Annotated in this window: 12 protein-coding genes; 1 reads left to right on the top strand and 11 read right to left on the bottom strand. The window is 40.3% G+C overall.

The window, feature by feature from the left end; all coding sequences use genetic code 11:
• Positions 1 to 1,056 (bottom strand): ABC transporter permease, encoded by a 1,056-nt coding sequence (locus tag B7720_RS07200; RefSeq protein ID WP_084857290.1) that lies wholly within the window; start codon positions 1,054 to 1,056, stop codon positions 1 to 3.
• A 384-nt stretch (positions 1,057 to 1,440) separates the two neighbouring features.
• Between B7720_RS07200 and B7720_RS07195 the strand changes: the two genes are divergently transcribed.
• Positions 1,441 to 1,725: a DUF3270 domain-containing protein gene (locus B7720_RS07195; RefSeq protein ID WP_071850864.1), complete on the top strand. Its 285-nt coding sequence runs from the start codon at positions 1,441 to 1,443 to the stop codon at positions 1,723 to 1,725.
• Between the two features lie 64 nt (positions 1,726 to 1,789).
• Here B7720_RS07195 and B7720_RS07190 read toward each other — a convergent pair whose 3' ends face one another.
• From B7720_RS07190 to B7720_RS07145, 10 genes are all read right to left on the bottom strand, one after another.
• Positions 1,790 to 3,127 carry a sensor histidine kinase gene (locus tag B7720_RS07190; protein ID WP_084857288.1) on the bottom strand — a complete coding sequence of 446 codons (1,338 nt, stop codon included), beginning with the start codon at positions 3,125 to 3,127 and terminating at the stop codon, positions 1,790 to 1,792.
• Positions 3,117 to 3,791 (bottom strand): two-component system response regulator CiaR, encoded by a 675-nt coding sequence (gene ciaR, locus B7720_RS07185; RefSeq protein WP_000590635.1) that lies wholly within the window; start codon positions 3,789 to 3,791, stop codon positions 3,117 to 3,119. Before ciaR ends, B7720_RS07190 begins: the two co-directional genes overlap by 11 nt.
• A 109-nt stretch (positions 3,792 to 3,900) precedes the next feature.
• Entirely contained in the window at positions 3,901 to 6,447 is a 2,547-nt protein-coding gene (locus tag B7720_RS07180) for a M1 family metallopeptidase (RefSeq protein ID WP_084857286.1), read from the bottom strand.
• A gap of 120 nt (positions 6,448 to 6,567) precedes the next feature.
• Complete coding sequence (locus tag B7720_RS07175) at positions 6,568 to 7,008, bottom strand: ASCH domain-containing protein (RefSeq protein WP_084857284.1); 441 nt, start codon at positions 7,006 to 7,008, stop codon at positions 6,568 to 6,570.
• Positions 7,005 to 7,853 (bottom strand): putative PEP-binding protein, encoded by an 849-nt coding sequence (locus tag B7720_RS07170; protein ID WP_142358710.1) that lies wholly within the window; start codon positions 7,851 to 7,853, stop codon positions 7,005 to 7,007. The genes B7720_RS07175 and B7720_RS07170 overlap by 4 nt, the downstream gene beginning before the upstream one ends.
• Entirely contained in the window at positions 7,831 to 8,331 is a 501-nt protein-coding gene (locus B7720_RS07165; protein WP_000403335.1) for an NUDIX hydrolase, read from the bottom strand. Before B7720_RS07165 ends, B7720_RS07170 begins: the two co-directional genes overlap by 23 nt.
• A 10-nt stretch (positions 8,332 to 8,341) precedes the next feature.
• A complete protein-coding gene (locus B7720_RS07160; protein ID WP_084857282.1) occupies positions 8,342 to 9,040 on the bottom strand; it encodes a 3-oxoacyl-ACP reductase in 699 nt (232 codons plus the stop codon).
• The gene (locus tag B7720_RS07155) at positions 9,033 to 9,269 is read right to left on the bottom strand and encodes a DUF2829 domain-containing protein (protein WP_000141907.1); all 237 of its coding nucleotides are present in this window, start codon (positions 9,267 to 9,269) and stop codon (positions 9,033 to 9,035) included. The genes B7720_RS07160 and B7720_RS07155 overlap by 8 nt, the downstream gene beginning before the upstream one ends.
• Positions 9,270 to 9,378: 109 nt before the next feature.
• Positions 9,379 to 10,197 (bottom strand): hypothetical protein, encoded by an 819-nt coding sequence (locus B7720_RS07150; RefSeq protein ID WP_000749423.1) that lies wholly within the window; start codon positions 10,195 to 10,197, stop codon positions 9,379 to 9,381.
• A 146-nt stretch (positions 10,198 to 10,343) separates the two neighbouring features.
• Positions 10,344 to 12,596, bottom strand: a complete 2,253-nt coding sequence (locus tag B7720_RS07145; RefSeq protein WP_084857280.1) for a glucosaminidase domain-containing protein — start codon at positions 12,594 to 12,596, stop codon at positions 10,344 to 10,346.
• Between the last annotated feature and the right edge of the window lie 54 nt (positions 12,597 to 12,650).

Genomic DNA, 12,650 nt, shown 5'->3' with positions numbered 1-12,650 from the left:
TCATTCTGCAATCGCAGTAATCGGGTCCACCTTTAACAAGCGTGGAAGTGAAATGACACCACCTAGAAGGGCCATCAAGGAAATTACCAAGCTTAGGACAGAGTAGGCTATCCAACTTGGATAGAAAAAGAAGGTAGCTGGTAAGACTAAAATCACTCCTCCGATTGCCAGCAAGGCTAAAGCAATCCCCATACCAGCTAGGAGGAAGATTTGACAGAACAGAGACCATACAATGGTTTTGATCTGTATCCCCTGAGCCCGCATTATTCCATAAAGGCCTAGTTTTTGGATGGTAATGATATAAACAAAAATCCCCACAATCAAGTCTGTAATGACAATCATAGCAAGAATCATTCCTGAAAATACATTAACCTGAGGTGTGTAACCAGGAATTTTCGATATCATTTTTGGAATGGAAATCTGTTTCAGACCATCCCCGACCACTTCTATATCATTTTTCAATACCAAGGCAGAGACGGAACGATTGGCTTTCAAGGTTCCTTGTAAGGTCCAATAAGTTGTCAGACTCGTAAAGACAACAGGCTCGGTGAAAAATTTATTTCCTTGAGTCAGGCCTACAATCTTGTAACTTGCATCGCTTCCATTGAGCTGAATGGCATCACCTAGCTTCATCCCATAGTTCTCAAAAGACTGATCCACGACAACCTCATCATCTCCTTCAGGATAACGACCCTCCGTCAAACTAGGTGAGATAAAAGCGTCCCAGTATTGAGCAAAGATGGAAACGTTGATCTTTTCACTACCATCGACTAGATTGGTCACAGCGAACATATAGCCCAATGGAGCAGCCTCTTCAGAACTCTTATCCTTGTAGTCCTTTTCAGGAATAAAAGATGCCGTCAAATTATCATTTGCGTAGTCGGATAAAACGACACCCGTCGCTTGCCAATTATCAATAGCTGCTCGGTTGTTTCGCACAAGACCAAGAGCTAGACTGGTCATAAAAAAGACCATAAAAGCGATAAGAAAAATGGTAGCTAGAATCAAACTATATCGAAGTTTGTTTCGTACTATTTCTTTGATAGCAAGATACATACTTATCTCCTTTTACTTTTCCCAGAGGTAGCAAGAATGCCACCCAGTCCAATAGACAGAATCTCTGTCCTTCCATCCATTCAAAACAACTCCTACCTATACTTTTTAAAATAAATCAGGTAGCAACTTAACAAATCATCTTAGGAAAAAGCCTCAGCTTGCTATCAATTTATATAAGTTATCCTTTCCTTTCTCAGTATATTTATAAAAGAGAAGGTCAGGTCATCTGTTTTAAGTGTAACATCCATGCTACCATTTTCCCTTGTAGGTGTCAAGAGAGCGACTTAGAGGATGATAAGAGACTTTAGTAGTTTTGTAACAATCCTGTAATAATTCTCTGCATAAAAAATGATAAAATAGTTATGTACTGTTAAGGAGAGAATCATGTCCGCAAGAAAACTAGAAGCTTATGAGTTTGAACAAGCTCCCGAATCGAAACAAACTCCGCTTTACCAAGATTACACACCTGAAGCCCCAGTCGGCCCTAACCTAAAAGAGATTTTATTTTTTGTAAATATCGCTTGTTTCTGTATTTTTATGGCACTTTTTAGTTTTATCTTTCTAGCCTTAAAATTGAACACAGCTTTATCATTTGTTGCTGCAATGGGTCTTAGTTTCGCCCTTTTACAACTTCAACGAAAGATAATGAAACGAAAATTTTCAAAATAAAGGTTGGTACTTCTACCAACCTCTTTTCTAGTTATCAAAAAAGACAGTTATCTAACTGTCTTTTTTATTTATTCTTACGTTTCGAGGGAGTCTGGATGGCAATCTTAACTTCAAAAATTGTTCCTCTAGGTTTGTTATCTTTTACGGTAATCGTTCCTCGTAAGGCATCTACGATTTGCTTGGCCAAAGATAGTCCAAGACCAAAGCCACCTTTCTGACGGGTTCTCGCTTTGTCTACACGGTAAAAACGGTCAAAGATTTTCTTCTTGTCAGCAGCTGAGATTCCAATTCCATTATCCGTTACTGTAAGATAGAGATGGCGATCTGTAGCATAAACTACAAACTCAATTTTCCCATCTTCTTCGGTATACTTGATGGCATTATCAAACAGGATGGTCATGAGTTGTTTTAAGAGCAACTGATCGGTCATGAATGGACGATAAATTCGATTTTCATAGTTGAAAACACGATCATTTTCAGAAGCGATCAACTCATAGTTGGCAAAGGTCGTCTTAAAGAACTGTGGTGATACTTCTGCTATTTCTGGTTTGATTCCATCATCTCGACGCGCAAGGTTGAGAAGATTGGTCGTAAGGAAGCGCATGTTGCGAACTTCTTCAAGACTGGAAGCGATACTTTCGCTGGATTCCATGATTGTTGCCTCTGGTTTTCGAAAGAGATTTTCTAAACGATTTTGTAAAACGGCCAAAGGCGTTCTCAGTTCGTGACTGGCATTTTCAACAAAAGACTTCTGCTTTTGCATACTTTCCAGTAAGGGTTTGACACTGACACGTGCCAAATAAACACTGGCAATTAAAGACAGGAGCCAGAAACTAGCCATGACTACAACAATTAAATGCTCGTGGTTTTGACTGATTTGCTCAAGCTGGCTGGTATTAATTAAAACTGCCGCATATTTGACATTGCTTGATACGGAGGAAGAATTGGTTTCCATCAAAATCATCCGATAGGTTTCTTCCTGACCGTAGCTATTGACAACTTGGATTTGCCGAATGTGATTCAACTCCTTTTTGTCCAGCTTGATCTTGTCCAAGCCTAAAAAGCGATTGCCCAGTAAGAGTTGGTTAAAATCCTTGTCAAAAAGCAAAACTTCCGTATTAGAGCTAACATTGGGCTTGATTTCAGCCTTGTTGGCATCCGCTGTTGCGGGTTGGATATCCTTGACTTCTTCGGTTGCCCGATTAAGGGCTAACTGGATAACCGCTTGGGGACTACTACTAAGAGCTTGGAGTTTTTCATCTACAGAGGTGTAGAGACTCGAATGCATGACCTGAAGGATAATCAAGGTCATAGCAGAGAAAATCAAGGTGAACACTCCAAAGTTTCGAATGAAATAGCTAAAATCATCCGCATACCATGTTTTTTTTAATTTATTGAACATCTTTTAAAATATACCCGACACTACGCAAGGTTTGAAGATTTTCAGCAAAGGCTGTACCCTTCAGTTTCTTACGAACTTTTGAAACATAGACTTCTACAACGGAAATCGTCGTATCGCTATCAAATCCCCATAGACGGTCAAAAATTTGTGTCTTGGGAAGAATAACATTTTGATTTTGAAGGAAGTAAACCAATAACTCAAACTCTTTTCCGAGCAGTTCCACAGGCGTGTCTTCCACCTTCACTTCATTCGTTGAAAGATTGACGACTACATCTCCATAGGTCAAGGTGTTTTCGTTAAACTTACCTGAACGTTTGAGAAGGGCTTGGATCCGCATTTTGAGTTCTTCTAGGTAGAAAGGTTTGGTGAGGTAGTCATCCGCTCCCAACTCAAAACCATGTCCCTTATCATCTAAACTTTCCTTAGCAGTCATGATAAGGACTGGTGTTGTAATTCCTTTTTCGCGCAACTCTTTCAAGACTTGGAAGCCATTTTTTTCAGGCAACATCAGGTCAAGCAAAATCAAGTCATAGACGCCACTTTCAGCTTCGTAGAGACCTTCTTCTCCATCAAAGACCTGCATGACATCTGCAAAATCATCCAAAAAGTCAAATACTGAGTTTGACAGGCCTAGGTCATCTTCTACTAATAAGATTTTTATCATCAGAAACTCCTCCTTGTTATGATTATTATACCAAAATTGCCTTAAAAAAAACTCAACTCTCTCTTCTTTTCAGATAGAAAGTTGAGTTTTTGTTTACATTTCGAACAAATTAAGCTTTAGCATATTGGGCTACAACAGCTTCGACTGCTGCTTTTTCACGCTTAATCAAATAAACACGCGCTGCGATATCCTTGATCCCCATACGAATGTTGCGGCTAAGCGCAAGGTCAGAGAGTTGTGGTTCAAAGAAGGCCTTGTACTCTGCCAAGCGTTGCTCTGTTTTAAAGATATGCGATGGGAAGATAACAAAGCTATCAAAGCTCATATCCCCACCAAGAGCTGCCTTAATCCAATCCCAATTTTCACGCGCCCATACCCAAACAGTTTCTTGGGTAGCTTGGTGTCCGAGGAATTGGAGGTACCATGAAGAAAGGTCTTGTGGTTTCACTACAAATTTATCCTTCCATGAGCCAATCAGGGTTTGGATATTGTCGGCATCTGTACTATATGCAAGAGCTCCTGCCAACTGGCGTTTAAAGACCGCATCCGTCGCATGAGTATATAGGTCCAGATAAGTTGCGACCAAATCCTTGGTCTCATGGTCTTTCATTTCATTGATGAGAACTTGAGCACGGATTGCTGCTGGAAGTCCTGCAAGATTTTCCTTGTGAGCTGCAAAGATTTGGCTAGCAACTTGACTAGCTTCTGCATCATTGGAACGAATCATCATGGAAATGGTCAACTGACGAACCAATTCATCCTCATCTGATTCTCCATCTTTGGCTTCAAAACCAAGACGGTCATAGTTGTGACGAGCCAATTTAGCAACGAGTGTATTAAAGGCTTTCTCAGTTGCTGTTCCTTCATCGATAAAGCGCTCAAGGGCAGAAATCACTTGAGAGACAGCTGAAACCACAAGGTAAGACTCTTCCTTAGCAAGTTTATCAAGGACTGGGAGCAAGTCTGCATAAGAAATGTGCCCTGCTTCAGCCAACAAACGACGTTCTTGAACGATTTGAAGTTTACTTGTGTTATCAAGTGTCTCTAGCTCAGCAAGAACGGCATCTAACAAGTCTCCTTGATAGTCGGTAATGTAGTGGGCTGTATTTTCAGTGTTGAGACGAAGAGCTCCTTCATTTTCAGCAAGAAGAGCGGCGTAGCCAGAGATTTCGATACTTTCAGTTTCGAGTGTATCTGGCAAGCCTTTCCAGTTGCTATTCAGTGGTACAACCCAGAGACGGTTCTTGTCTTCGTGCTCACCGATGAAGAATTGTTTTTGTGAAATCTTTAAGACATCATTTTCAACTTTGACAGTGAGAACTGGATAACCAGGTTGTTCCAACCAAGAATCCATGAAGGCTGCGACATCACGCCCTGATGCTTGTCCAAGGGCATTCCATAAGTCACGACCAATGGTATTTCCATATTGGTGCTTTTCAAAGTAAGCATGCAAACCTTTAGCAAAATCAGCATCACCTAGCCAACGACGAAGCATGTGCATGAGACGGCTTCCTTTGGCATAGACGATAGCTCCGTCAAAGAGGGTATTGATTTCGTCTGGGTGTTTAACTTCGACGTGGACAGACTGAACGCCATCAGTCGCATCACGTTTAAGTGCTCCCGGCACACCACCTGTTTGGAAGTCTTCAAAGATATTCCAACTTGGCTCGATGGCGTCGACACAGACGTATTCCATCATGTTGGCGAAGCTTTCATTAAGCCAAAGGTCATCCCACCATTTCATAGTCACGAGGTTTCCAAACCATTGGTGAGCAAGCTCGTGGGCGATGACAAGGGCAACTTGTTGACGGCTAGCAAAGGTTGAGTTCTCATCCACAACCAAGTAAACTTCACGGTAGGTCACCAGACCCCAGTTTTCCATTGCACCTGCTGAGAAGTCAGGAAGAGCGATATGAAGAGATTGAGGGATTGGGTACTTGACTCCGTAGTAATCTTCGTAAAACTCGATTGAGCGAACGGCGATGTCCAATGAGAAATCAAGATTAGATAATGGGTGAGCTTTGGTTGAATAGACACCTACGAGGGTACCATTCTTGGTTTTAGCAGTCACCCCTTGCAAGTCACCAGCAACAAAAGCCAACAAGTAAGATGACATGCGAGGTGTTGTCGCAAACTTCCAGATACCTGTTTCCTTGCGGTTATCCACATCAATCTCAGGCATGTTTGACAAGGCCAACTCACCTGCTGCTTGGTCAAAACGTAGAGCGAGGTCAAAAGTTGCTTTGGCTTCTGGCTCATCTACACATGGGAAGGCTTCACGCGCAAAGTGGCTTTCAAACTGTGTAGACAAGACTTCCTTCTTGACACCATCCACTGTATAGTACGAAGGGTAAATCCCTGTCATGTTGTCTGTGATTTTTCCTGAAAAAGCAATGACCAATTCAACTTGACCAGCCTCAGCCAATTCGATATGAAGGGCTTCATTGTCATGGTCAACTGTAAATGGACGAGCTTGACCCGCAACTTCTACAGAAGTGATTTCCAAGTCTTTTTGGTGAAGGGAAATACGGTCACTTTGTGCTTGACCAGTAATAGTCACCTTCCCAGAAAAGGTCTTGGTCTCACGACTCAAGTCTAAAAATAAATCATAGTGTTCAGGAACAAATTGGGTAATAAAATGTTCAACTGCTTGCATAGTTTTCTCCTATTCTAAGTTTAAGAGTTTTACTCTTCTTCAAACAAACTTATTATATCATGTTTTGCTTAAGAAAAAAGGATTGGACGGTGATTTCCAAAACTTTCTTCCTTCTGCAGTCTAGAGTGGGTAGACCTTGCAAAATTCTTCTAAAACGACCTTGCTGTCAGGGGTAAAAGTCAGTCCGGCTTCCCTCATCCACTCGGTGAAAAAGTCCTCATGAACCTGACGCCAATAGGCTAAAGATTTGTCTCCCTCCCCTTCCTTGTAGGCGTGGTCTGCAGAAACTTGATTGAAAGGCTGAACGGAGACCTTGGTAATTTCGACAATACAGACAGCCTGATTTTGACTGTCTAAAATGACATCGAAGGTTCCTTCTTGTGGAAGAGGTTCGTCTTCTAGTGCGTAGAGGTCGTAGACTGAGGCGGTTGCTGTCTTTTCGCCTTTTAAAACCAAATCTGCCAAGAGATCTGCTTCCACTCCAAAAGCCCAGGCGTCTATCTCATCTCCGATAGAGGGGTTAATTTGCTTGTAAATATTCCACATTTCTTGCGGTGTCATAGATCACTCCTTTGTAATTTTTTACTTACTTCTTTTACACGTTTGAGGTGGTCTGGATGATCAATCTCTAAATCAAAAATCTCTGGAATAGAACTATAGTGGATAATACACTTGATACCCATCTGATTCGTTTTTTGTATGAAAGAAGCATTCAGATAGCCTGCTACAGCAAAGTCAATCTTTTTCATCCTTGTTTTATCCTGCATATCTCTCAGCATATCTAACATTATTGGACTTTCCATATCATGCCATTGACTGTTTCTCACAGTCGCAAAAACAAAAGAAGTCAAATCATTCATTCCAACTACAATCTTTGAAATGCCAGTTTCCAGTATCCTATCCAAGTCAAAATATGCTGACGGTAATTCAATCATTGTACCGACTTTTCCAGTAAAACCATGCTCACGCAATACTCTAATAGCTTGTTTTAATTGGTCGGCATCATTGACAAAAGGAAAAATAACAGACAGATTGGAATTGGTTTGATAAACTTCTGTAACGACATGTGCCTCAGCCTGAAATTCATTCGGACACGCCAGCAAACGCCTTATCCCTCTATATCCAAACAAGGGATGATTTTCATCAAAATGCTCTTTAGTCCCCTCTAAACAATTAGCTTCTGTATTTGTTAACTCTGAAAAACGATACCAAACCTCTTCATCTGAGTACAAGGAGCAAATGGTATCTAGATAATCTTTTACAAATTGCTGACAACTTGGTAATAGGATGTTTTGATTAAGCTCTCTCAGTAAGTATTCTCCACGAATCATACCGACGTGGTGCAATAACTGAGGATACACTTTTTCAACAATTTGTTCTCCACTAAGGACAAGTTGGTTTCTCATCATTCACCTTCCAATTCATGTAAGAAGTCTTATCCAGTTCTGGAAATTCTAATAATTCAGACTTAACCTTCAAGACTAATGGTGATGCATTTTCTTCTGTGATTTTCTGAATATCCATCCAAACATATCCGAGTGAATCATTCGCACCATCAGAGACAGCTTCAGAAATCGTGACTTGAGCTTCCTTCTCGTTGACCTCAATATCATAAAATGCCATGATATGGTGAACCATAAAATTTTTTAACTCTTCCCTGACGAAAACATCGTAGATTCGAGGATTGGAGTAGCTTCTAACAGTATATCCCGTCTCTTCCATAACTTCTCTAATCAGCGTTTCCGTCAATCCTTCCCCAAGTTGCTGACTACCACCGGGTAAATCATAACGATGTTGATAAGGGCCCCTCGTTTTTTCAATGCAGAGTAACTTCCCATTTTCAAAGCAAACAGCATAGACTCCAAAGTGTTTTTTGATTTCCATCCAACTCCTCCTACTTCAAAGACCAGCCACCATCAATAGTCAGGATTTGTCCTTGCATGGCGTTTGCTTTTCCGCTTGCTAGAAAAAGTGTAAGATCTGCTATTTCCTCTGGCTCAATCCAGCGCTTGATAGGCGTTTCACTAGCCACCCAGTCCGCTAAGCCACCTGGTTCAAAGTCGGCAGCAGTCATGCTCGTCTTGACAGCACCTGGAGCAATCCCAAAGACCTGAATTCCAGCTTCAGCATAGTCTAGAGCCAACTGCTTGGTAAATCCAGCCAAGGCATGCTTAGAGGAAGTATAGGCGTGTCCACCACCTCCTGCTAGGTTTGAAGCAATAGAACACATATTGATAATGATTCCCTTTTTTCTTTCCAGCATTTGCGTCAAATAATGTCGTGTCATCTCAACTGGAGTCACATAGTTGATTTCAAAAATCTCTTGAATTTCCTGTGCTGATTGTTCCAAAAGCGGTTTATAATCATCCAAAACTCCAGCAGTATTGCACAAAACATCCACCTGAGGGCACCAGTCAAAAACAGGTTTCAAGTCTAATGTCAAATCCCTCTGTAAAAAGTGGAAATCGCCCTGAAAAAGTGGATTTTCACCTTGGTCAACTCCATAAACTTGATAGCCATTCTCTAAAAAGTGGCGAGCTTGAGCCAGTCCAATACCTGAACTCACTCCTGTAATCAATACACGTCTAGTCATGCACTTCTACCCAATCCGTCGCCAAAACATCACAAGGTGTCGGACTCCACATGGAAAAACCTTCCCCTTCTCCTGACACGTTGATGAGGAAATAAGGCGTCACTTCAAGTGCAACCCCGTTTTGCTCGATAGTGTCAAAGAGTTGCACATAGTTTTCAGCCCCTCCCCAACCAATTCGTACATATTTTTTCTTGGCCTTTAATCCAGGCAGGATTTCTTCAAAAGTCATGATGTTCTCCTTTAATTCTAAATTCTTAGTTTAATTATAACAAAAAACCGTTTTCCAACGGCTTTTTGACTGTATCTTACTTCAATAAAACAAATAGCTATCCAATTATTTAATTATTCAGTTCAATTAGTTTATTGTAGATTTTCTCGGTCAGTTCTTTCTGTTGCGTTCCTGTTAAATGGTGAGAAGTGCGAATTAATACAGTTCCATAAACATAGTGTGATCCGGGATTTAAAGCAGTTCCATCAAAAGCACTGATATAAGTATTGCGTTTTTCTGCATCTTCTTTTGTCTTATAAACCTCTATATTTCCTCCAACATCATTGCCTTTTTGAACAATATCTGAACCTTCTACAGATTCAGTCACTTGCTTGTCAACAAAATATACAGACGCTGTATACCCACCTTGTTTATTTAATTTTTTATTAGGGTCATTATCCTCCGTAACAGATTGTACTCCAGTAATTGAATCAATTTCTTTGAGCCTTTCTTCAATAAAAGAACTTGAAGGATTTGTAATTTGTTTTAATTGAAGAATGCTATTTTGATAATGAGTCTGTTTGTCAGATAAATTCTTTTTTGTTTCACTATAATCTAATGGTTGACTTAATTCTTCAATTTGTTTTTCAATTTGCTCAGTTTGTTTTTCAATATCTGGTATTTTACGAAGTGAATCTTTGCTATCCTTTATAGTTGATTTCAATTCTTCCAATGTCTTAGAATCAAGAGGTTCTTCATCATTATCAATAATCTTTTCAGCCTCAGCTATTTGATCTTCAACTTCTTTATTCTTTTCATTTAAATCCTTTACTACATCTTCAAACTTAGTTACAGCAGCTTGATGAGGCGCATAAGATAAGAAATAGTATCCTGTTGCCAAACCTAAAGCAATAAAAATGATAAGCCCGACTATCATTGATTTCTTCATTTTAAACTCCTTGAATTATAAATAATTTATTTTATATTTTAATATATTGTTTGATAAATTTCAAGTTTGTAAAGCTATTCAATCAACTCATTGTCTATTAAAAAAACGATAACCACTTTGCAGCAGTTATCGTTGATTTCTTTTGATTAGTCTTTCCCACCAAGTTTGCTATTGATGGTCATCATGATGCTAGCTATCTTCTCACCCCAGTATGGATCGGAAGCATAGCGAACATTCATTCCAGTTGCTTTATTTCCAAGGTGGTCTCTGCCATAGTCGATGTAGTTCTCACGAATCCACTTGGCCGCTCCAAGGATTCCTTTATCCACATTATCAAAGCTCTTGGCTGAGAGATATGGGCTCGTATCATAAGCGGCAATACCAAAGAAGTTGTTCTTATCTCTGGCAATTTGACTGCGTCCCCAAGCACTTTCAAGGGCACTATGTGCCATCAAGTAAAGGGCATTGACACCGTAGCGTTCCTCAGCTTCTTTGAAAGTCGCTCCTTTACCTGCGAGAGGACTATCCTGCAAGTTCATCATCGAATACAGTTTATCCAACTCAGCTGCACTATAATTACTTGGTTCTCTCAAGTTTTTATAGAGGAAAGGATTTTTAATGGTAAAGCCATCAAAATGCTCCCCGTCAGTTGAGTAGTACTTCTTACCAATAACCATAGCAGAAGTGTGTGGAGCTACTTTGATACTCGTATAAGGAGAGAGTTCATGGTAGAGGAATTTCCCATCACTAGTATAATGTGGGATAAACTCGCTTCCTTCATCTACTGCTGTCAAATCACTTTGATTCATATAGCCAGACAAGCCAGAAATCGAAACTGCAAGTCTGCCTCCTTTACGGGTCGAGCTGTCCAGTGAAACGATGCTTCCTTGGTTAATGTAACTCAAAATTTCTCCAGATGCACTATAGACATAAGCTGTGATAGGTTTTACCTTATAATACTTGGTTTTATCCGCAACATGCCATTTACCTGAGGCATCCAAGGTATGACCATCTACAGTTTCATTTTGTGCCATATAGCCACCTGATTTGAGATAGTACCAAGCTTGGTTAACTGAATCATAAATCAGCTCTTTTTCTGCCATCTTCCCATTCGACTTGAGGTAGAACCAATTATTCTTGTACCAAACCCACTCACTTGTGGCCATGTAGCCGCCTGATTTTAGATAATAGTAGCCATTATCCCAGAGCCATTCTTTATTGGCGTAATTTCCATCAGCCTTAATATAGAACCAAGAGTTATATTTCTTATCAAAGAGCCAGCCCTTTCCTGCTTTTGCTCCGCTGGTCGTCACATAACTGCGGTCAATCCAAGTTTCTGTAGAAAGGTAGCCGCCTGATTTGAAATGGTAATCCTTGCCTTTAATGGTTTTCCAACCTTTTTCAGCATAGGTTCCGTCCTCTTTCAGGTAGAACCAAGACTGGTAATTCTTATCAAAAAACCACTCTGATTTTAGTTTGGCACCACTCTTAGCAACATAGAAGCGGTCAATCCAACTTTCTGTAGAAAGATAGCCACCTGATTTGAAATGGTAATCTTTTCCATCAATTGTTTGCCAGCCTTTTTCTACATAGTCGCCTTCGGCATTGAGATAGAACCATGATTCGTAATTTTTATCAAAAATCCAGCTTGTTTTCGCCTTATGGCCACTTGAAGTTACATAAGATTTTCCAAGCCAGGTATTTGTAGCCAGATAACCACCCTGTTTGAAGTAATAATCTTTCCCTTTAACTGTTTGCCAACCGTTTTCTGCGTAGTTGCCATCCGCTTTCAGGTAGAACCAACTGCTATAATTAGCATCATAGATCCAAGCCTGTTTTACCTTATTTCCTTTATCAGATAGGTAGTGAGAGCCAAGCCAGGTATTTTTTAAGATTTTCCCTTGAGAATTGACATAGTACTGGTCTTCACCTTGAGTGATCCACTCATCTTTGGCCATTTTCCCATCTTCTTTAAGGTAATATTTTTCCTGACCTTGTTGAATCCACTCATTTTGAGCTTTCTGACCATCAGACTTGAGATAATACCATGATTCTTGTTCCTGATTAAATACCCACTGTTCCTTGGCTTTAGCACCACTTTCAGTCACATAGTACTGGCCAACCCACGTTTTCGTAGCTAATTTTCCAGCTTCATTAAAATAGTAATCCTTATCACCAACTGTCAACCAACCGTTTTCTGCACGTTGACCATCTTCTTTAAGATAAAACCACTTCTGATGCGTTTGGTCAAAAAGCCATTGCTTGGTTGCTGGTTTCCCGTCTGCTTTGAGATATGTCTTTCCTTGCCAAGTACCTTCTTCGGCTTTTGCTGTCTCCACTACAGTAAAAAAACACCCCAATAAGCCAGCACTTACTAGGGCCACTTTCCATCGTTTCATTTAAATGCTCCAATAACGTTTTCTAAACCCTATTGTAACATAGTTAATCGACGG

The organism is Streptococcus oralis subsp. oralis (genome assembly GCF_002096455.1).
Taxonomy (GTDB): Bacteria; Bacillota; Bacilli; order Lactobacillales; family Streptococcaceae; genus Streptococcus; species Streptococcus oralis_CY.
This window is presented reverse-complemented; position numbering and strand designations above follow the sequence as displayed.